This is a genomic window from Sphingobacterium sp. SG20118 (assembly GCF_044740685.1).
Lineage (GTDB): Bacteria > Bacteroidota > Bacteroidia > Sphingobacteriales > Sphingobacteriaceae > Sphingobacterium.
On the sequence record NZ_CP172826.1, the window covers coordinates 136,007 to 156,475 of the forward strand.

19 protein-coding genes and 1 riboswitch are annotated in these 20,469 nt (G+C 35.9%); of the genes, 9 read left to right on the forward strand and 10 right to left on the reverse strand.

Translation table 11 applies throughout. The features are described 5' to 3' along the window. Positions 1–35: 35 nt before the first annotated feature. Positions 36–713, reverse strand: coding sequence for a tRNA (guanosine(37)-N1)-methyltransferase TrmD (trmD, locus tag ACFX5U_RS00660; RefSeq protein WP_400262257.1), 678 nt, complete (start codon positions 711–713; stop codon positions 36–38). A gap of 183 nt (positions 714–896) precedes the next feature. Between trmD and ACFX5U_RS00665 the strand changes: the two genes are divergently transcribed. Beyond that, positions 897–2,528, forward strand: a complete 1,632-nt coding sequence (locus ACFX5U_RS00665) for an ABC-F family ATP-binding cassette domain-containing protein (protein WP_038695430.1) — start codon at positions 897–899, stop codon at positions 2,526–2,528. A gap of 41 nt (positions 2,529–2,569) precedes the next feature. On the opposite strand, the gene ACFX5U_RS00670 is transcribed toward ACFX5U_RS00665, so the two are convergent. Both ACFX5U_RS00670 and ACFX5U_RS00675 read right to left on the reverse strand, forming a co-directional pair. Then, the gene (locus tag ACFX5U_RS00670) at positions 2,570–2,758 is read right to left on the reverse strand and encodes a hypothetical protein (protein WP_081918288.1); all 189 of its coding nucleotides are present in this window, start codon (positions 2,756–2,758) and stop codon (positions 2,570–2,572) included. Between the two features lie 66 nt (positions 2,759–2,824). After that, positions 2,825–3,223, reverse strand: coding sequence for a single-stranded DNA-binding protein (locus ACFX5U_RS00675; RefSeq protein ID WP_280571190.1), 399 nt, complete (start codon positions 3,221–3,223; stop codon positions 2,825–2,827). Positions 3,224–3,395: 172 nt separating this feature from the next. Between ACFX5U_RS00675 and ACFX5U_RS00680 the strand changes: the two genes are divergently transcribed. Next, positions 3,396–3,764, forward strand: coding sequence for a hypothetical protein (locus ACFX5U_RS00680; protein ID WP_038695436.1), 369 nt, complete (start codon positions 3,396–3,398; stop codon positions 3,762–3,764). Positions 3,765–3,895: 131 nt separating this feature from the next. On the opposite strand, the gene ACFX5U_RS00685 is transcribed toward ACFX5U_RS00680, so the two are convergent. The 5 genes from ACFX5U_RS00685 to ACFX5U_RS00705 all read right to left on the reverse strand — a co-directional run bounded on the left by ACFX5U_RS00685 (position 3,896) and on the right by ACFX5U_RS00705 (position 10,733). Next, positions 3,896–4,423: a DUF4833 domain-containing protein gene (locus ACFX5U_RS00685; protein ID WP_038695438.1), complete on the reverse strand. Its 528-nt coding sequence runs from the start codon at positions 4,421–4,423 to the stop codon at positions 3,896–3,898. A 136-nt stretch (positions 4,424–4,559) separates the two neighbouring features. Further along, a complete protein-coding gene (gene metE / locus ACFX5U_RS00690) occupies positions 4,560–6,872 on the reverse strand; it encodes a 5-methyltetrahydropteroyltriglutamate--homocysteine S-methyltransferase (protein WP_400262258.1) in 2,313 nt (770 codons plus the stop codon). A gap of 153 nt (positions 6,873–7,025) precedes the next feature. Next, a riboswitch (SAM riboswitch) is annotated at positions 7,026–7,128 on the reverse strand. 75 nt (positions 7,129–7,203) lie between these two features. Further along, positions 7,204–7,965 carry a phosphatase PAP2 family protein gene (locus ACFX5U_RS00695; protein ID WP_400262259.1) on the reverse strand — a complete coding sequence of 254 codons (762 nt, stop codon included), beginning with the start codon at positions 7,963–7,965 and terminating at the stop codon, positions 7,204–7,206. A 192-nt stretch (positions 7,966–8,157) separates the two neighbouring features. After that, positions 8,158–8,847 carry a response regulator transcription factor gene (locus tag ACFX5U_RS00700; RefSeq protein WP_038695444.1) on the reverse strand — a complete coding sequence of 230 codons (690 nt, stop codon included), beginning with the start codon at positions 8,845–8,847 and terminating at the stop codon, positions 8,158–8,160. Between the two features lie 53 nt (positions 8,848–8,900). Next, positions 8,901–10,733, reverse strand: a complete 1,833-nt coding sequence (locus ACFX5U_RS00705; protein ID WP_038695446.1) for a sensor histidine kinase KdpD — start codon at positions 10,731–10,733, stop codon at positions 8,901–8,903. A 125-nt stretch (positions 10,734–10,858) separates the two neighbouring features. Between ACFX5U_RS00705 and ACFX5U_RS00710 the strand changes: the two genes are divergently transcribed. Continuing rightward, on the forward strand, positions 10,859–11,236 hold the full coding sequence (locus ACFX5U_RS00710; RefSeq protein WP_400262260.1) for a hypothetical protein: 378 nt from the start codon (positions 10,859–10,861) through the stop codon (positions 11,234–11,236). 232 nt (positions 11,237–11,468) lie between these two features. Here the strand turns inward: ACFX5U_RS00710 and pyk are convergent, their stop codons facing one another. Both pyk and ACFX5U_RS00720 read right to left on the reverse strand, forming a co-directional pair. Continuing rightward, positions 11,469–12,896 carry a pyruvate kinase gene (gene pyk, locus ACFX5U_RS00715; protein WP_038695450.1) on the reverse strand — a complete coding sequence of 476 codons (1,428 nt, stop codon included), beginning with the start codon at positions 12,894–12,896 and terminating at the stop codon, positions 11,469–11,471. A 129-nt stretch (positions 12,897–13,025) separates the two neighbouring features. Then, positions 13,026–13,520 (reverse strand): IPExxxVDY family protein, encoded by a 495-nt coding sequence (locus ACFX5U_RS00720; RefSeq protein ID WP_038695452.1) that lies wholly within the window; start codon positions 13,518–13,520, stop codon positions 13,026–13,028. Positions 13,521–13,791: 271 nt separating this feature from the next. On the opposite strand from ACFX5U_RS00720, the gene ACFX5U_RS00725 reads away from it, so the two are divergent. The 6 genes from ACFX5U_RS00725 (at position 13,792) to ACFX5U_RS00750 (ending at position 20,463) form a co-directional block, all read left to right on the forward strand. Beyond that, on the forward strand, positions 13,792–14,028 hold the full coding sequence (locus ACFX5U_RS00725; RefSeq protein WP_021192392.1) for an acyl carrier protein: 237 nt from the start codon (positions 13,792–13,794) through the stop codon (positions 14,026–14,028). A gap of 26 nt (positions 14,029–14,054) precedes the next feature. Continuing rightward, positions 14,055–15,308 carry a beta-ketoacyl-ACP synthase II gene (gene fabF, locus ACFX5U_RS00730; protein ID WP_038695455.1) on the forward strand — a complete coding sequence of 418 codons (1,254 nt, stop codon included), beginning with the start codon at positions 14,055–14,057 and terminating at the stop codon, positions 15,306–15,308. 80 nt (positions 15,309–15,388) lie between these two features. After that, complete coding sequence (rnc, locus tag ACFX5U_RS00735; protein ID WP_051959735.1) at positions 15,389–16,129, forward strand: ribonuclease III; 741 nt, start codon at positions 15,389–15,391, stop codon at positions 16,127–16,129. Between the two features lie 52 nt (positions 16,130–16,181). Further along, entirely contained in the window at positions 16,182–17,564 is a 1,383-nt protein-coding gene (hisS, locus tag ACFX5U_RS00740; RefSeq protein ID WP_280571173.1) for a histidine--tRNA ligase, read from the forward strand. Between the two features lie 241 nt (positions 17,565–17,805). Then, on the forward strand, positions 17,806–18,801 hold the full coding sequence (gene pdhA / locus ACFX5U_RS00745) for a pyruvate dehydrogenase (acetyl-transferring) E1 component subunit alpha (protein WP_038695459.1): 996 nt from the start codon (positions 17,806–17,808) through the stop codon (positions 18,799–18,801). A gap of 33 nt (positions 18,802–18,834) precedes the next feature. Further along, positions 18,835–20,463, forward strand: coding sequence for a 2-oxo acid dehydrogenase subunit E2 (locus ACFX5U_RS00750; protein ID WP_400262261.1), 1,629 nt, complete (start codon positions 18,835–18,837; stop codon positions 20,461–20,463). Positions 20,464–20,469 lie beyond the last annotated feature (6 nt).

Sequence of the window (20,469 nt, forward strand, 5' to 3'; positions counted from 1 at the left end):
TTTTATGATAAAAAATCAATAAAATCTAAAATTTATTAGTCATTTAATAAATCGGGTCTTCTTTCAAGGGTGCGTTTTAGTTGTTGTTCATCTCTCCATTCCGCTATTTTAGCTTCGTGTCCACTGAGTAAGACGTCGGGTACTTTATGGCCTTTCCAATCCGCTGGGCGTGTATATATCGGTGCATCAAGTAGACCATCCTGAAAAGAATCTGATAATGCGGAGGTTTCGTCAGACAGAACTCCAGGGATTAACCGTATGATAGCATCTGTTAAAATTGCTGCAGGCAATTCTCCTCCTGACAGTACATAATCACCAACAGAAATTTCTTTTGTAACATAAATATCTCTTATGCGTTGGTCAATACCTTTGTAATGACCACAAAGAATCATCATATTCCCTTTTGTGGAAAGATTATTAGCAATCTCTTGATTGAGCGTCTCACCATCAGGGGACATAAAAATGACCTCATCATAAGTCCGCTCGGCTAGTAATTTTTCTATGCAAGAAGCGAAGGGTTCGATTTGCATGACCATCCCTGAGCCTCCGCCATATGGATAGTCATCAACACTTTTCTGCTTATTTGTTGAATAATCACGTAAATTATGGACAACAATTTCTGCTAATCCTTTTTTTTGTGCCCGCTGTAAAATAGAATGAGCAAATGGGCTATCTAATAAGCTTGGAAGTACGGTAATAATATCAAATCGCATTCTGCAAAGATACATAAAATTGAAAATTCCCAATATTAATTTCTTTTCTATAAAACAGTTAGGTTTTTGATCAATTCATTAGCCTTTGATAAATGATTTGGGCATCATGTTTATGATAATCATCAACGCCTATGTATTTATAAGATTGATTCGCTTATCTTTGCGAAAAAAAAGCGAATAAAAGTGATTAACGTAAATAATATTTCAGTTTCCTTTGGAGGAACAACTCTTTTTAGTGATGTTTCATTTTCAATTAATGAAAATGATAAAATCGCTCTAATGGGAAAGAACGGGGCAGGTAAATCAACATTGTTGAAAATTATTGCTGGTGCAGGAAAAGCCACTACAGGTCATGTCTCTGGACCAAAAGATGCTGTTATAGCCTACCTTCCGCAACATCTATTGACGCAAGATAATGTTACTGTTTTTGAAGAAACTTTAAAGGCATTTGAGGAGGTTTATCATATGCGTGATGAACTAGAACAGTTAAATGAACAGTTGAATGTCAGGACAGACTATGAAACGGATGATTACATGAAACTCATCGAACGGGTATCAGAATTAAGTGAAAAATTCTATTCTATAGAGGAAGTTAACTATGAAGCTGAGGTTGAAAAAGTATTAAAGGGTCTAGGTTTTGAGCGTAATGATTTTACACGTCAGACTTCCGAATTCTCTGGAGGATGGCGCATGCGTATTGAATTGGCAAAAATATTATTAAAAAAGCCTGATTTAATTTTATTGGATGAGCCAACTAACCACATGGATATTGAAAGTATTCAATGGTTAGAGGATTTTTTAATGAACTCAGCTAAAGCAGTGATTGTTATTTCACACGATAGAGCCTTTGTTGATAATATTACCAATCGGACGATAGAGGTAACGATGGGTCGTATTTACGACTATAAAGCTAAATACAGTCATTACCTAGAGCTTCGTAGAGATCGTCGCTTGCACCAGCTAAAAGCTTATGAAGAGCAGCAGCGATTTATTGCGGACAATCAAGAATTTATAGACCGTTTTAGGGGAACATATTCAAAAACACTACAGGTACAATCGCGTGTTAAGATGTTGGAAAAATTAGAAGTTATCGAAATTGATGAGGTTGATACATCAGCGTTGCGATTAAAATTTCCACCTTCTCCTCGCTCGGGTCAATATCCTGTGATGGTTGAGGAACTAACCAAGAAATATGGCGACCATGTTGTTTTTCAGAAAGCAGATATGGTCATTGAACGTGGTGAAAAGGTTGCTTTTGTTGGTAAAAATGGTGAAGGGAAGTCAACTATGATTAAAGCAATCATGGGAGAAATCGAGTATGAAGGGAGTTTGAAAATCGGTCATAATGCTAAGATTGGTTATTTCGCACAGAATCAGGCTGCGTTATTAGACGGTGAATTAACTGTTTTTGACACCATAGATCAAATTGCAGTTGGGGATGTCCGTGTGAAAATTAAGGATTTACTAGGTGCTTTTATGTTTAGTGGTGACGATACAACTAAAAAAGTGAAGGTCTTGTCAGGGGGAGAAAAAACACGTTTAGCCATGATAAAATTATTGTTGGAGCCTGTCAATGTTCTGATTCTCGATGAACCTACCAATCACTTGGACATGAAAACGAAGGACATTATAAAAGATGCTCTTCAAGATTTTGATGGGACATTGATTTTAGTATCCCATGATCGTGACTTCTTGGATGGTCTAGCGCACAAAGTATTTGAATTTGGAAATAAACGTGTTCGTGAGCATTTTACAGATATAAAAGGATTTCTTGAATATAAGAAAATGAATAGTTTGAAAGATATAGAAAAGTAACAATCAAAAAAAGCTCCTAAAATTGTTTAGGAGCTTTTTTTTTAATCGATGTCTGACTTTTTTCCTCCTCCAAAAAGTTTGGATACAATCCAAAGGATTAGACCCACTACAATGACGACTACGATAATGCCTGACCATACACCTGCTTTGAAAATGCCCTCAATTACCGAGCAGCTCGTTAAAGAAAGGCAAGTTAACAGGATAAATACTATTGGAAATATTCTCTTCATGATATATTGTGTTTTAATAAAGAACAAGCATTAGGTTCTAATGTTTGTTCTTTACATTCATTTTTTCTAGAAAGGTAAATCTTCTTCTATCGTATCTTCAGAATTAACAGTAGTGTTTCCTTTACTTGATTTAGACTTGCTCATCACAATAATGTTTTCAACTTTAATCTCAGTTAGTGTTCTCTTGCCGTTAATACTATCCTCAAATTCGCGGTAAGTTAGTTTTCCTTCTACTAATACCTGTGATCCCTTTTGGCAATGTTTCTCAATGATATTATTGAGGTTGCCCCATACAACTAGGGTGTGCCATTGGGTTTCGTCCACCCACTCTCCGGCTTTGTTCTTAAATAAATCTTTGGTTGCTAGTCTCAGCGTAGATACCTTGGTTCCGCTATTACTTGTTTTGATAATGGGATCCCCACCTAAATGACCAATTAACTGAACTTTGTTTCTTAATGTACTCATAACTTTAGCTTTAAATGATATAAAATTGTTTAACTTCAATAATTATGTTCTTCAACAACGTCGAATAACTGCTGTAAAAGTCAGAATTAGAATAAAATTTAGTCGGTTATTAAACGTTTATATTCGACTGTAAGCGTTTGTAAACGTTTGTTGTCGTTTATTTTTTAAGCTTATGTTAGAAAATGTTTTAAAAATTTGTTTGGAATGCAATCAACCTATACGTGGAAGAGCTGATAAGCGGTTTTGCGATGATAATTGTCGGAATAGCTATAATAATCGACAGAACAGTGACCATACGAACCTAGTACGAAAAATCAACTACACACTACGTAAAAATAGACGTATCCTGCTAGAGCTTTTGGGGGAAGAGGGGATGTTAAAGGTTAATAGAGAAAAATTGCTGCAACAGGGATTTGACATGAAGTATTATACAAATACTTTTATAAATGTAAAAGGGCAAACCTACTTTTTTGTTTATGAATATGGTTATTTGGTCATAGAAGGTAGTATGATTTTAATTGTTAAAAGAGAGCCAAAATAGAGAATAAAATTATGGGTTATCGCTATTTATGTTTCCATTAAGATTAATTCATGAGGTGAATTTTATCACATATCCACAATTTCTGAAACTATATGAGATGCTATGAGAACAGGATAATTATATATGATTGACTATGGGATTAATTTTTCATGAACTTTTTTGCCATAGTGGTCAGTGCCATAGAATAGGAGATATTCTACTTGAGTTCCTAATCCGGAAGTTCCCTCTTTCTGTTTGATGAATATCCTTTGAAGATTAAGCTTGTGCCCATTGACTACAGTTTCTACATAGGGCTTACCTGTTTTGTCAATTTTGAGGTATAGTGGTTGATTGGCATAAGACACAATTTTGATTTCAAAGGTATTGTTTTCCAATTCTTTTGATTTAATACCATATGCAAATTTTTGTTGGATACCTGTCAGGGGTCTAATTTCTCCATTTTTATCATATAAAATACGGTAGTTTTTAATCGGATTTTTATTGTCAAAATTTAATTTATCAATCATGTTAGCTTCATAAACATAAGTGTTATGACCTTCACTATGCTGAATATAGAAAAGAAATTTTGGATTGATTGCTGGTGTTGGATAACCTTCTTGTGCAAAGCTGCTTATTGCTGTGCAAAATAGCAAGTATATGGAGTTGATCAGATTCTTCATCTTATGGTTATTTTACTTCCGTAAAAATAACTATTCTTGACTTAGAATTAAGCGGTCACGTTCAATATATTAAAAAAGCAAGCCCGAAATAAAATACATCGGGCTTGCTATAATTTATAATACTAAATTTCTGAACTTATTCAGCTCTTAAGATTTTAGCAGCTGCAACCATTGCTTCTAAAGCAGCTTTAGTTTCAGGCCAAGCACGAGTTTTCAAACCACAGTCAGGGTTTACCCAAAGTTGTGCTGCAGGAACTACAGCTTTTGCTTTGCGTAATAATTCAACCATTTCTTCTGTACTAGGTACGCGAGGAGAGTGGATGTCATATACACCTGGACCTATATCGTTCGGGTATTTAAAATCAGCAGCAAAAGCGTCTAATAACTCCATTTGAGAACGAGATGTTTCAATCGTGATTACGTCAGCATCCATTGCAGCGATATCTTCGATGATATCATTGAATTCAGAGTAACACATGTGTGTATGAATTTGTGTATCATCGTCTACATTTGAAGAAGATACACGGAATGAGCGGACTGCCCAATCCAAATATTGTTGTTGATCAGCTTTGCGTAATGGAAGGCCTTCGCGTATTGCTGGCTCATCAATCTGGATAATTTTGATACCTGCTTTTTCTAGAGCTTGTACTTCATCTAAGATCGCTAATGCAATTTGGTATGTTGTGGTAGAACGGGGTTGATCGTTACGTACGAATGACCATTGTAAGATTGTTACTGGACCAGTTAACATTCCTTTTACAGGACGGTTAGTTAAAGTCTGTGCATAGGCTGACCAACGAACTGTCATGTCTGCAGGACGGTATACATCGCCATAAATAACTGGAGGTTTAACACAACGTGAACCATATGATTGTACCCAACCATTTTTAGTGAATGCGTAACCAGCTAATTGCTCACCGAAATACTCAACCATATCATTACGCTCGAACTCACCGTGAACTAGAACGTCGATATCTAATTGCTCTTGAAGGCGGATTGTTCTTTCTGTTTCTTCGGCGATTTCTTTATCATACTGCTCTTGAGAAATTACACCTTTTTTCAAGTCTGCTCTCCATTTACGAACATCTTTCGTTTGTGGGAATGAACCGATAGTTGTTGTTGGGAATGCAGGAAGGTTAAATTTTTCTTGTTGTGCTTCTTTACGTGAAGTAAATGTAGAAGTACGTTTAGCATCATCATCAGTGATATTTGCAGTACGTTCTTTAACTTCTGGTTTATGAATCAAGGTAGAAGTACGACGATCTTCAGCAGCAGCTTTATTTGCTTCGAAACGCTCAGCAGTTTTTGAATCTACTTCGCCATCAGCTAAAATCGCTAAATCTTTTACCTCAGCTAATTTTTGTTTAGCAAATGCTAACCAATTTTTCACTTCTTTTGGTAGTGATTCTTCATTGTCTTCGTTATCCAAATCGAAAGGAACGTGTAGTAAAGAACTCGAAGGTCCAATTAATACACGGTCTTTACCTAAAGCATCAACAGCTTTTTTGATTTGTGCTAAAGATTTTTCATAATCATTTTTCCAAATGTTACGACCTTCAACAACACCTAATGAAAGTGTTAATGAGGCTGGAACTTTTGCTAATATGGTGTCGAGTTGGTTTTCACCTCTTACTAAGTCAACGTGAACAGCGTAAACAGGTAAGTTTAATGCAGTTTCTTCATTGTCACGTAAAGCCTCGAAATATGTTGTTACAATAATTTTGATGTCTTTAGCTGCAGCAGCTAATTTCGTGAATACACTTGTGTATAATGCACGTGTTGCATCATCAATATCTAATGCTAAAAATGGCTCGTCAATTTGTACATATTTTGCACCAGCGGCAGCCAATTTGCCTAGGATTTCTTCATAAACAGGAACTAACTTGTCGATTAAATCGATACGGTTGAAACCAGTTTCTTTTTCTTTACCTAATAATAAGTATGAGATTGGGCCGATTAAAACTGGTTTAGTTTCGATACCCAAAGATTTTGCTTCGTTATATTCGTTTAGGAACTTTTCTGAAGTTAATTTGAATTCTTGATTTTTCACGAATTCTGGAACGATGTAATGGTAGTTTGTATCAAACCATTTTGTCATTTCCATTGCCGTAACATCAACACCATCTTGTTGGAAGCCACGTGCCATTGCAAAGTAAAGATCTAAGTTGTAGCCATTATCTTTTGTATCTAAAAGAGATTGGTATTGTGCAGGAATTGCGCCTACCGTTAAAGTCAAATCTAAAACTTGGTCATAAAATGAAAAATCATTTGAAGGAATCAAATCGATGCCAGCATCTTTTTGAGTTTTCCAGTTGCCTTCACGGATTTTCAGTCCAGCCTGCAATAATTCTTGCGCGCTGATTTTTTTAGCCCAATATGCTTCATTGGCCTTTTTCAACTCGCGAAAGGCACCTACACGTGGGTAACCTAAGTTGTTCGTTAGTAACATAAATATGAGATTATTTTATTTGTTCAACCTTAACGAAGCAAGAAATTAGAAGAGTTTTGTATTTGAAATAAAAAACGATCAAAAATTCTTGAATCTATTTTACTAAATTTTTTGATTGCTTTTAGAGAGGAGGGCACAGGATATTTTGTGTCTAGCTTATCATTCCCAATTTGATTGGGTAGAATGTAGCACCTTGTCAAATGACAGGTTGCTAAGGCTTCATTGGGTCTATTCCCTCTGCCTTTCTCTATAAGTGCTGTAAATATCGGAATTTCTTTTAGAAAAACAAAGTTTTTATAACTTTTGTGAAAAAATGACAAAGAATCGTGTATTATAATTGAAATGTAGCAACCATTCCGAGTTGTTTGCCATTGTAAAATGGAGAGGCCATCGTGAATGGAGTTCTTTTTTTTGATTGTAAATGTTTATCGAAGAGGGGTAGCAGCCAATATGCAATTTTGGTTCCCATGATTCCGATACCTGCGCCCATTGCTACATCAGAAAACCAATGTTTATGGTTATACATTCTGAGGTATCCTGTTCCTGCAGCAATTGTGTAACCTGCAATTCCATACCAAACAGATTGATCTTTATATTCTTGCCACAACATCTCTGCTCCTGTAAAGGCGATTGCAGTGTGTCCTGATGGGAATGACTCTTGGTCTGCTTGGTCTGGCCTCCAAGTAGGGGTGGTATGCTTAATTGTATATACAGTTGAGAGGGTGATAGCGTGAGAGATTGTGCTAATTGCCAAACGTTCTTTGAGACTGTGTTTACTGGGTATCCCGAGTATATCAAGACCATATACAGCTGCCGAAGGAATAAAAAGTGTGAGATTATCGAGCTTGAATGTTTTCGACGGATTGTTATTTATTGCATTGTTTATTTGTTCATTTTTATGTTTTAGGTAAGGGCTTTTTAAGGATACTATTCCATACGTTATTAATGTGGCTGGGACAAGTAATTGCTTGTATGATATCTGTTTGACTTCGGCTTTAGAATTAATAAGTGATAACGAGTCACTTTGGGCATGGAGAGATGTTGAATAGAAGGATAGTAAGAGGCTTAAAAATAATAGGGATGAAATTTTCATTGTTGTACTTAAATAATAATTTTACTTGGCATAAAGTGAGCGCGTATTTATAGCGGTTTTCTAACTTAGATAGCTCATCGATATGAATGCAAGAAGTTCTCTGTATCACATCAACGATTATGACGCCTTTTTATTGAGGAAAGCTTCAATTTAAAGAGACGCTATATACATCTCTTTAAATTGAAGCTTTTTTTAGCTTACTAATAATTTATAACCTTTTCCATGCACATTGACAATTTCTACTTTAGGGTCATCTCTTAAATATTTTCTTAGTTTACTTAAGAAAACATCCATACTTCTGCCCGTGAAGTAATTATCATCGTGCCAAATTTTTAATAGGGCTTCTTCTCGTGTTAGTACATCATTTTTCTTTAGACATAGCAGTCGAAGTAGCTCTGCTTCTTTTGTAGATAGTTTTTGCTGTAGTCCCTTGTGTGCAATTTGTTGACTTGTATAATCGAAGAAATACTCTCCGATTTCAAACTTATCACTAATAACTTGTTCATCTTTTTCCCTTACTACTCGTTTAAGTAATGCATGGATGCGAAGAAGCAATTCTTCTACACGGAATGGTTTCGTGATATAATCATCTCCACCGAGCTCAAATGCTTCCGTTTTATCTTCCATCATACCTTTTGCTGTCGCAAATATGATAGGGGTCGTGTTGTTTATTTTTCTTATTTCTCTACCAACTGTGAAGCCATCTTTTTTTGGCATCATGACATCTAGAATGCAAAGATCAAAAGTGTTTTTACGAAATTGATTAACTGCATCTTCTCCGTCCGTGCAAAGTGTGACGTCAAATTTACCTTTCAGTTCTAGGTAATCTTTTAACAAATCCCCTAAGTTTGGGTCGTCTTCTGCTAATAATATCTTCTGCATATTCTTATAGTTTTGTTCGAATATTGATGATAATATACGAAATTAATATCGGTTTAATTTTTTATGGGTAATGTTATTTCAAACTGAGTCCATTTGTCTTTCTCGCTTTTAACTTGAATTTTACCGTTCATTCTTTTGATTATATCATAAACGTAGGAAAGCCCTAAGCCAAATCCTTTTACATTATGTATATTTCCTGTTGGGATTCGATAGAATTGATCAAATATTTTTATTAAATGGTCTTTTGCCATTCCTATTCCATTATCAATAATAGTAATTTGGATACTGTCCTTTGTGTTTTTTGTTTTTACTGTGATTTGAGGATTATCTTTGCTGTATTTTATGGCATTATCAATCAAATTGAAAAAGACATTAGAAAGATGTAGCTCATCGCCAATAATTGTATCATGCTTTGCTTCTAAGTGATGCTCAAAATGGCCTCCTACTTTTTGTAATTGTAATTGCATGCTGTCAAGTACTGCGAACAAAAGATCATTGATGCGAATAGTTGTTTTTTCTAGTTTTAATGTTTCCTTTTCAAGACGGGCTATGTCAAGAACGCGTTCAATATGATTACCTAAGCGCACATTTTCATCATAGATGATATTCGCAAGTCGTTTCACACGACGTTCATCCGAAATAATTTCGGGGTCACGTAGTGATTCACTTGCAATCATTATGGTTGCAACAGGGGTTTTAAATTCATGAGTCATATTGTTGATGAAATCTGTTTTCATCTCTGACACTTTTTTTTGCTTAAAAATAATTAATAGCGTATAGGCAAAACATCCGATGAGCAGAAATAGCAAGGCTAATGTTGGTAAAAGGAGATAACTCATGTTGTCAACTATAATTGTGCTTTTTCGAGGGAAATAGACGCTCAATCTTCCTGGGGGGGAGCCAATATCACCTTTAAATAGTGCCGTTGAATAACGTGTGATTTTGTTTGGCTTGATGATATTGTCTATTGTCTGTACACTGAATACGATGTTGCTACTGTCTCTAACCTCAATATTAAAAGGATATTTAATATCGCGTTCAGCCAACTCTTCTTTTAATAAATTCTGGATAAGACTAATGTTGAGTCGATCTCTAAAAGGGCGTTTTGACAATTCCATTCCAATCGCTACATCTTCGATTAACCCGGATCTTTTACCACCTATGGCAGCAATCGTATCAAATACATTTTTCCCAGGGCCAATCAAATTTTGACCGCTCATACTTTCCAGTTTATTTTCGAGCTCGATTATTTTATAGCCAATTTTTTTATTGATCTTAGGGGGTAAAGTTGCTATTTTATATTCTACTGCTTGTTTTAAAACGGGGTCGATTGTGGGTATGACAAATCGAGAACTGTCATCCTTTGCATTTACCTTTGGTAGAAATTTTGTAGCACCAATCTCAACATATTCATTAACGACATGGTCTGGGCTATTGTATTTAATAACATCAATGCTTAGTAAATTTTCTTTGTTCTTTTTATTAATATAAGTTTCGAAAAACCAGTTCTCAATCGATATTACACTTGGGAAAGTTTCTTTTAATTGGTCTTCTGCTTCCTTAAATTTTTCTTTTATTGCGTATTGTTCCGCTCTTAGGGCCTCTAAATCTCTTTGCAATTTAAGCTGTTCTGCAAGATGTCTTTGTTTTTCTTGCTCGAATTGATATTTTTTTATATTGTTCTGCTGTTGAACTTTAGCAAAGTCAATCACTTCGCGTCTTTCTATTTTGCCAGCAACGGCTGTGAGTGATGCATTTACCGATTCATCGAAAAGTTGGGATTTTTGACGATATGATTCTCTGATAAAATAGAATTGCATAGCTGCCACTCCCAATAAGGCGAGGGTCATTAGACTAATAATCAAAACTATGCTTCTTTTTCTCATTTGTTACAAATATATGAATGCTTTACTTGATTTAATTGCTTTTAACAATGTTTAACAAGCTGATTGTTTTTCTTTAAGGCTATTAATAGGTATATTAGATTATGTGTTTTTTAAATAGTGAAGATATGAAAAAGTTATTGACCTGTATGTGTTTTTGTACTTCGTTTTTTTTGCTGCATGCACAACAAAAAAGTATAGCTAAAGATACGTTAAAAATAAAATCGAAAGTCGAAGCTCATTCTTATCTTTCGAGAACACCTGTGTTAAAAATTCCGGCCGACTCCAACATTTACTATCATATATTACATAAGAAAACAAAACAACTTCGTACCATTGAAATCCCTAATAGTCATGAAGATTTTATTATGCCAGAAGGGGGATACATGCGTAAATTGAATCAAGATTCAACAAGCAATCGTGTTATAAATAAGGCTTTGCGAGATAGTGCATTTCATCGTATTGACAGCCCCTTGAGGCGAGGTGCTGATCGACAGTTGAAATAGTTTCTTATGTTTTTGAATACAATTTTCGTGCTTTAATGAAGATGAATTATACTTTTCAATGGGGCGGTGAAAATGTATACCCAAATGGTTGTAGCGTTTTGTGTGATGGTAAGTTTTAAAATAGGAGATGTATTTAGAAGTAGGATGTGCCCACCAAGATAAAGAGTTGCTATAAAGAAAAAGCGCTCACTAATTATTTTAGTAAGCGCTTTTGATATTTATTGATTGATGTCTACAATTGAGACACGCGAATGGTATTTGTTTTTCCTTTTTCGATCAATGGAGTCGATGCGGTGTTAATAATAATAGAACCTGGCGCGATGTAGTTGTTCTTAACGATAAATTTGTTCACATCATGAATCGAACCATCAGTGCTATCAAACTTGTCGTAGATAAAGGTTTTAACACCCCACAGCAAGCTCAATTGACGCAGCAATGTCTTCGTGCCCGTAAAGACCATGATGTCTGCATTCGGCCTGTAACTAGCGATCTCGAATGCGGTAGCACCCGAAGATGTTAATACAGCAATAGCTGCAGCATCTGTTTTCTTAGCTAAATATACTGATGAGGCACAGATTGCATCAGGAATTTTGGTTCCATCGCTAATTTCACTAACTTTCTCATTATAATATGGGTAAGACGTTTGTTCCACGTGGATAATGATTTTGCTCATCGTTTCGATAACAATCTCAGGGAATTCACCTACAGAAGTTTCGCCACTTAACATTACAGCATCAGCTCCATCAATAACAGAGTTTGCAACATCGTTTACCTCTGCACGTGTAGCGCGAGGAGTTGTAATCATGCTTTCCAACATTTGGGTTGCGATGATGACAGGTTTTGATAAATCACGACATTTCTGAACGATTATCTTTTGTAATCCCGGTACTTCTTCCATTGGCATTTCAACACCAAGGTCACCACGTGCGACCATGATTGCATCCGTTGCTTCGATAATGGCATCAATATTTTCTATAGCCTCAGGTTTTTCGATTTTCGCGATTACCTGTGCATGACTTCCTTTTTCAGCAATGATTTTTTTACATTGATAGATGTCTTCGGCTGAGCGGACAAATGACATAGCAATCCAATCTGCCCCATGGTCAAGCGCAAAATTTAAGTTATCTAAATCTTCTTCTGTTAAGGAAGGAATCGAAACTTTAGTGTTGGGTAAGTTGACACCCTTGCGAGAAGTTAATACACCACCGTGTACAACTTCACATTTTACCGTATCTTTATGGTTCGTGCTTAAAACACGCAATTGCAATTTACCGTCATCTAATAAGATGATTTCATTTTCTGAAACATCGTTAGGAAAGTTTTCGTAAGTAATGTAGATTTTTTCTTCATCACCTATTAACTCGTGAGTGGTAATCTCAACTTTGGAACCATTTACTAAAATAGCACCACCTTCTTTCATTTTTCCAATGCGAATTTTAGGACCTTGAAGATCGGCTAAGATCGCAACATTGTAATTAGTTTCTTCATTGATCGCATTGATGGTTTGGATAACTTTCAAGTGATCTTCTTGACTACCGTGAGAGAAGTTTAAACGACAAACGTCTACACCTTTGGCAATCATATTTGTTAACACTTGTTTATCTGCAGATGCTGGACCTAACGTTGCAACAATTTTAGTCCTTTTTTGAACTTTTTCCATTCTAATTTTTTTATACTATGTACTTTATATTGTATAACTCAATAATATATGGAGTTATATAACTCGTTTTCATTGACGAGGAAAAATTTAGATTTAAAGCGTGTATCTTGTACACTATTAAATAGTTTGCTAAAATATCAGATTTTCTTTAGATTTCAATATTTTTGGCGATATTTCTTTTACAAACACCACTTCAGGTATTTTGTTTATATTTTTTATAATTCGATCTAGGTCATCTTCATCGATATAATTTTTTATGATTATAAAATAATCAAAATTGGGATGTTCAGGTATTAGAAGACTTCCCTCAATACTTTTGTTGTTGATTAAATAGAATTCCGTTTGAAATTTGGTGTTGATATACCAAAAGGTCGTGAAGTGCTGCGTTGTCTTCTTGCTGGAGTCAAAAATAGTATGATATTCTAATTCTTCCTCCGGTTTTTGCTTTATTTTTTGATTATGATCATATTTATCCTCCTTCCCCCTGACGAAATTCAGTAGGGTCATTTTATTAATAAAGTGACAGAGGCGATAATCTTTCAAAGGACATGAAATAGCAATGAGCACGAAGTCTAATTCTGCATCAAATTCTAGGTCCCATTTTAGTATCGTTTTGTTATTCAAAGTGAAAATCTATGCTTGAGTTCTTGACGAAAATACGAAAAATTGATGCAATTGCTGTGAATTTAATGTAAAATTTGAATTAATTGCCTTCATGTTTGTACATATTAGGAATTATTGTTATACTTGAAGAAGGTTAGTTTATAGCGAGTTAAGGGTGTGGCTATACCGAGATGGAAAATAATTTGACAATCTAAAAATCAAATGGATTTTTATATTTGATGAAAATTAATTTTCTTTGCACAGATTTATTAAACAATTAAACTATAAAATCATGTCAGATATCGCTTCAAGAGTAAAGGCAATTATCGTTGAAAAATTAGGTGTAGACGAAAACGAGGTAACACCAGAAGCTTCTTTCACTAATGATTTAGGTGCAGATTCACTTGATACTGTAGAGTTAATCATGGAATTTGAGAAAGAATTCAACGTTGCTATACCTGATGACCAAGCTGAGACTATTGGTACAGTGGGACAAGCAATCACTTATTTGGAAAAAAACGTTAACTAACTAATTAATTGGGCCAAATCGTATAAATGGAGCTTAAAAGAGTAGTAGTAACAGGATTAGGCGCACTTACACCAATTGGTAATACTGTTTCAGAATATTGGAATAGTTTACTAAATGGTGTAAGCGGTGCTGCTCCCATTACGCATTTTGATGCGTCAAAATTTAAAACCCAATTCGCTTGTGAAGTGAAGGGGTTTGATCCGCATGAATTTATGGATCGCAAGGAAGCTCGCAAAGTAGATCCTTTTGTACAGTATGCTATTGCATCATCTGATGAAGCAATTAAGGATGCTGGTTTAATTTTTGAAAATTTAGATACAAATCGTATCGGGGTAATTTGGGGATCAGGAATTGGGGGATTAACTACTTTTACAGATGAAGTAGTGAATTTCGCAAAAGGAGATGGAACACCACGTTTCAATCCTTTCTTCATTCCTAAAATGCTTGTCGATATTGCGCCGGGACATATTTCAATGCGTCACGGTCTTCGTGGACCTAACTTTTCTGCTGTTTCAGCATGTGCTTCTGCAACTAATGCAATGATTGATGCTTTCAACTATATCCGTATGGGAAAAGCTGATATAATCGTTACAGGTGGCTCAGAGGCGACAATTAATGAAGCCGGAATTGGTGGATTTAATGCCATGCATGCACTGTCAACAAGAAATGATGATCCTAAAACAGCTTCACGACCTTTTGATAAAGATCGTGATGGTTTTGTTTCTGGAGAGGGTTCTGGAGCTATAATATTAGAAAGTTTAGAACATGCCTTAGCGCGTGGTGCTAAAATTTATGCTGAAATCGGTGGGGGTGGTATGAGCGCAGATGCTCATCATATCACAGCTTCACATCCTGAAGGATTGGGAGCGAAACTTGCTATGACAATGGCAGTTAATGATGCGGAATTAAATTTCACAGATATTGACTACATCAATGTTCATGGAACCTCGACACCGGTAGGTGATATTAGCGAAACGAAAGCAATCGTGGATTTGTTTGGTGAACATGCTTATAAATTGAACATTAGTTCGACGAAATCGATGACTGGACACCTTTTAGGTGCTGCCGGTGCTATTGAGACTATTGCTTCTATTTTAGCTGTTCAAAATGATATAGTACCGCCTACTATTAATCATTTTACAGATGATCCACAATTGGACAATAAGTTGAATTTCACATTTAATAAAGCTGAAAAGCGTATTGTAAATGCTGCGATGAGTAATACTTTTGGCTTTGGTGGACATAACGCTACGATTGTGGTGAAAAAGTACAAAGCGTAAGAGTTACTTATTAAAAGTTATTAAAAATAATTGGGATACAACAGGTTGATTTTGACCTGTTGTCCCTTTTTAAGATAAAGATGCCTTTCTCAAGGATTTATAAATTATATTTTTCTTCTGACAAAGTTTATGTCAGAAAGTTGAAGAACCTACTCGGTTTTGTCCCTGGAAACGTACGTCTTTATCAAATGGCCTTTAGGCATAAGTCTGTGGCTGTCTTGATTAAAGAGGGAGCGAAAAATAGTAACGAGCGACTGGAGTTTCTCGGCGATGCTATTTTGGGGTCTGTGGTAGCAGAATTACTATTTAAAAAATATCCTTATAAAGACGAGGGTTTCTTAACTGAAATGAGATCTAAAATTGTGAGTCGAGCACACCTCAATCAGCTTTCTCGTAAATTGGGATTGAATGAACTGATACAATTTGATGCCAGAATGATTAGTTTCCCTAACAAACAAGGGTCTCTGCTAGGAGATGCATTTGAGGCACTGATAGGTGCTGTTTATTTGGATAAAGGTTACGTTTTCACTAAAAATTTCTTGTTAAATCGCATCATAAAACCACATGTGGATATTCTGCTATTAGAACAAACGGAAACTAATTTCAAAAGTCGCTTAATTGAGTGGTGCCAACATAATGGTAAAGAGGTTGTTTTTAATCAAGTCGAAAACCCGCCAGGAGAATCGAGTAAGATGTTTTCTGTGGAAGCCGTTGTTCAAGGTGAAGTATGTGGATTGGGGCAAGACTTTAATAAAAAGAGTGCCGAAAAAACTGCTGCAGAAAAGGCATGTGAATATTTAAAAATTTTAGAGCTTGTTTAAGCTTTTTTTGTCGAAGTTCCAATAAATCCTTCTTAAATCTTAACTTTGCCGAATGGCAATAGTAAAACCTTCTTTAGCTAAAGGCACCCGTGATTTTTCACCTGCTGAGATGCTTAAACGTAATTATATTTTTAATACTTTAAAATGCGTTTTTAAAAAATATGGTTATAGTGAAATTCAAACTCCTTCTTTTGAAAATTTACAGACACTTACTGGGAAGTATGGTGACGAAGGGGATAAGCTGATTTTTAAAATATTGAATTCGGGTGATTATTTGAGTAAAGCTCCTGAAAATCTGCTGGAAGCGAAATCTTCGACTAAGTTAATAACCCATATTTCTGAAAAGGCTCTTCGATATGATCTGACTGTACCCTTTGCAAGGTATGTAGTCATGCATCAGAATGATATTTCCTTGCCTTTTAAACGCTTTCAAATTCAACCTGTTTGGCGTGCAGATAGACCACAGCGAGGACGTTACCGTGAATTCTATCAATGTGATGTGGACGTGGTTGGCTCTGATAGCTTATTGAATGAGGCGGAATTTATCCTGATTTATCATGAAGCATTGATTAATCTGGGATTAAAGGACTTTACAATTAAAATCAACAACCGTAAAATCCTGTCTGGAATAGCTGAGATTATTGGTAAACCAGAACTAATTGTTGATATGACCGTTGCTATCGATAAATTGGATAAAATAGGTCTAGAAGGTGTGAATAAAGAGTTGTTGGAAAGAGGTTTTACAACAACTGATTTAGACATTTTACGACCTATAATTTTGTTAGAGGGTTCGAATGAGGAGAAGTTGTCTGCTTTGAAGGACGTGCTTTTAAATTCCGAAGTTGGTCAGGAGGGAATTGCTGAAATTGAAGAGACTTTTGACTATATCAAAAAGTTGGATCCTTCTGAAGCAGTTTTAACTGGTTTTGTTGAGGTTGATATTACGCTAGCTCGTGGATTAAACTACTATACTGGTTGTATTTTTGAGGTGAAAACTAATGAAGTAGCCATGGGCAGTATTGGCGGCGGGGGACGATATGATGACTTAACGGGTATGTTTGGCTTAAAGGGCTTAACAGGAGCTGGTGTTTCATTTGGTGCCGATAGAATATATGATGTTTTGGAAGAGTTGAATTTGTTCCCTGAAGATAAGGGGGATTTTAGTAAGCTACTTATCGTGAATTTCGATAAAGAAATTGAATCTTATACTTTGCCACTATTGAATCGTTTACGTCAAGCAAATATTGCCGTCGAACTTTACCCAACTGCTGCGAAATTAAAAAAACAGATGAGCTATGCCGATAGTAAAGGCATTCCTTTTGTTTTATTGGTCGGGGAAGAAGAAGTGTCTACAGGGAAACTTTCATTGAAAGATATGTTTTCAGGAGATCAAATAAAAATGGATGAAGAGACTTTGGTCAATCACTTGAAATAAAATCATCTTTGTTACAATATATCAAAAGCCAAAAGAATATCATGTCTTTTGGCTTTTTAGTTTGTTCTTAATTTAATTTACTAAAATAAGCCAGTCATTTATTTGCCATTGTTCTTATGTCGTTTAATTCAAATGTCTTAGAACTGTCTAAAACTAGAATAAAATTTGTTTTTCTGACCAAAATATCACCCAAATTGATTAGATTTGTAGTCAAGATTAGTAAGAAATTCAAAACTTTGAAATGAGTTCAACACCTATAACAAAAGAGACATATTTAGAGTGGTATAGATCTATGCTACTTATGCGTAAGTTTGAAGAAAAAACAGGTCAACTTTATGGACAACAAAAAATCCGTGGTTTCTGTCACTTGTACATTGGACAAGAGGCAGTGGTAGCGGGAACGATGTCTGTTATCAAACCTGAAGATTCTTTAATTACTGCCTATCGTGATCACGCACATGCTTTAGCAAAAGGTGTGTCTGCAAATGCATGTATGGCTGAGATGTTTGGAAAAGCAACTGGTTGTTCAAAAGGTAAAGGTGGATCTATGCACTTTTTCTCTAAAGAACATAAGATGATGGGTGGCCACGGAATAGTTGGTGGTCAAATTCCATTAGGTGCTGGTATCGCTTTTGCTGAAAAATATTTGGGTACTAATAATGTTAACGTATGTTACATGGGTGATGGTGCTGTTCGTCAGGGTGCTTTTAATGAATCTTTGAATATGGCGATGCTGTGGAAATTACCTGTAATTTTTGTTTGTGAAAACAATGGTTACGCAATGGGTACTTCTGTACAACGTACAACCAATATGCAAGATATTTATAAAATGGGTTTAGGCTTTGATATGCCTTGTGCTCCTGTAGATGGTATGGACGTAGTTGCTGTTCACAATGCAATGGATGAAGCTGTTCAACGCGCACGTGCTGGAGAAGGTCCTACTTTCTTAGAAATTCGTACTTACCGTTATAAAGGTCACTCGATGTCCGATCCTGCTAAATACCGTACGAAAGAAGAATTAGAAGAATATAAAGGTCGTGACCCATTATTAGCGACTAAGCATGCAATTGTTGAAAATAATTATGCTGATGAAGCATGGTTTGCTGAGGTGGACGCAGAAGTGAAAAGCATCGTAGATGAGTCTGTTAAATTTGCTGAGGAGTCTCCTTTTCCAACAGTAGATGAATTGTACAAAGATGTGTACGTTCAAGAAGATTATCCATTTATATTAGATTAATATAAGTTACTTTAACTAGATAAATAAAATACAATGGCTGAAGTAGTTAGAATGCCGAAAATGAGCGATACCATGACTGAAGGGGTCATCGCTAAATGGCACAAACAAGTTGGTGATAAAGTTAATTCTGGTGATTTAGTTGCAGAAATCGAAACGGATAAAGCAACAATGGATTTTGAATCATACCAAGAAGGTACTCTTTTATATATTGGTCCAAAAGAAGGTGAAGCAGTGGCAATTGATGCTATTATAGCTATTCTTGGTGAACCGGGTGAAGATTTTCAATCATTATTAAGTGATGCGCCTCAAGTGGTTGCTGAAGTAGAGAAAAAAGAAGAGGTTTCGACTTCTTCTGATACTGCAGTAGCTCCACAATCAGATGTTACTCCTGAATCATTGGGTGTAACAGTGATTACGATGCCTTTGCTAAGCGACACGATGACTGAAGGTGTTATAGCACAATGGAATTTTAAAGTTGGTGATACCATAAAGTCTGATGATTCAATCGCTGATGTAGAGACAGACAAAGCAACAATGGAGGTGACGGCTTATGCTGATGGCACATTGTTATATGTTGGTCTTGAAGCGGGGGAAGCTGCAAAAGTAAATGATATCATTGCGATTGTAGGTCCGGCAGGTACTGATGTAACACCATTGTTAAATCAAAAAACGACAGTTACGCAACCAGCAGCTACAGAGGTAAAAGAGGAAGCTAAAGTTGAGTCAGGTGGTTCAGTGGAAAATAAAACCTCTGATGTAATTGACGATTCAAGAGTAAAAGCTTCTCCTTTAGCGCGTAAAATCGCTAAAGATAAAGGGATTAATTTGAACGATGTTAAAGGTTCTGCTGATGGCGGACGTATCGTGAAAAAAGATGTTGAATCTTACGCGCCTGCGGCCAAATCAGCTCCAGTTAGTGCAGCATCTACTGCAGTTGCTACTGAAACAAAAGCGATTTCTTTGCCTTCTTACGTAGGAGAAGAAAGATATACTGAAGTTGCTGTCTCTCAAATGCGTAAAACGATTGCTCGTCGTTTAGGTGAAAGCTTATTCACAGCTCCACATTTCTACTTAACTGTAAGTATTGATATGGAAAATGCGATGCTTGCGCGTACGCAAATCAATGAAGTAGCGCCAGTTAAAGTTTCATTCAATGATATTGTAGTTAAGGCGGTAGCGGTTGCTTTGAAAAAACACCCTGCAGTAAACTCTTCTTGGAAAGGGGATAAGATTCGTTTTAATGAGCATACGAATATAGGTGTCGCGATGGCTGTTGAAGATGGTTTATTAGTTCCTGTTGTTCGTTTTGCTGATGGTAAATCTTTATCTCATATTTCAGCAGAAGTTAAAGATTTTGCACAAAAAGCTAAAACAAAGAAATTGACTCCAGCTGACTGGGAAGGATCTACTTTTACGGTTTCAAATTTAGGTATGTTTGGTATTGATGAGTTTACATCAATCATTAACTCTCCTGATGGTGCAATTTTATCTGTAGGCGCAATCCAACAGGTGCCTGTTGTTAAGAATGGTGCAGTTGTTCCAGGAAATGTTATGAAATTGACTTTAGGTTGCGATCACCGTGTAGTGGATGGTGCTAACGGAGCTCAGTTTTTACAAACACTTAAAGCTTTATTGGAAAATCCAGTAAGATTACTGGCATAATCTCAT

Coding starts and splice junctions, on each gene's coding strand:
- trmD (WP_400262257.1), bottom strand. CDS start 713: ATGCGATTTGATATTATTACCGTACTTCCAAGCTTATTAGATAGCCCA.
- ACFX5U_RS00670 (WP_081918288.1), bottom strand. CDS start 2,758: ATGAAGAGAATATTTCCAATAGTATTTATCCTGTTAACTTGCCTTTCT.
- ACFX5U_RS00685 (WP_038695438.1), bottom strand. CDS start 4,423: ATGAAGAATCTGATCAACTCCATATACTTGCTATTTTGCACAGCAATA.
- ACFX5U_RS00705 (WP_038695446.1), bottom strand. CDS start 10,733: ATGAGAAAAAGAAGCATAGTTTTGATTATTAGTCTAATGACCCTCGCC.
- ACFX5U_RS00700 (WP_038695444.1), bottom strand. CDS start 8,847: ATGCAGAAGATATTATTAGCAGAAGACGACCCAAACTTAGGGGATTTG.
- ACFX5U_RS00695 (WP_400262259.1), bottom strand. CDS start 7,965: ATGAAAATTTCATCCCTATTATTTTTAAGCCTCTTACTATCCTTCTAT.
- ACFX5U_RS00725 (WP_021192392.1), top strand. CDS start 13,792: ATGTCAGATATCGCTTCAAGAGTAAAGGCAATTATCGTTGAAAAATTA.
- hisS (WP_280571173.1), top strand. CDS start 16,182: ATGGCAATAGTAAAACCTTCTTTAGCTAAAGGCACCCGTGATTTTTCA.
- ACFX5U_RS00750 (WP_400262261.1), top strand. CDS start 18,835: ATGGCTGAAGTAGTTAGAATGCCGAAAATGAGCGATACCATGACTGAA.
- metE (WP_400262258.1), bottom strand. CDS start 6,872: ATGTTACTAACGAACAACTTAGGTTACCCACGTGTAGGTGCCTTTCGC.
- ACFX5U_RS00680 (WP_038695436.1), top strand. CDS start 3,396: ATGTTAGAAAATGTTTTAAAAATTTGTTTGGAATGCAATCAACCTATA.
- ACFX5U_RS00675 (WP_280571190.1), bottom strand. CDS start 3,223: ATGAGTACATTAAGAAACAAAGTTCAGTTAATTGGTCATTTAGGTGGG.
- pdhA (WP_038695459.1), top strand. CDS start 17,806: ATGAGTTCAACACCTATAACAAAAGAGACATATTTAGAGTGGTATAGA.
- ACFX5U_RS00710 (WP_400262260.1), top strand. CDS start 10,859: ATGAAAAAGTTATTGACCTGTATGTGTTTTTGTACTTCGTTTTTTTTG.
- pyk (WP_038695450.1), bottom strand. CDS start 12,896: ATGGAAAAAGTTCAAAAAAGGACTAAAATTGTTGCAACGTTAGGTCCA.
- fabF (WP_038695455.1), top strand. CDS start 14,055: ATGGAGCTTAAAAGAGTAGTAGTAACAGGATTAGGCGCACTTACACCA.
- rnc (WP_051959735.1), top strand. CDS start 15,389: ATGCCTTTCTCAAGGATTTATAAATTATATTTTTCTTCTGACAAAGTT.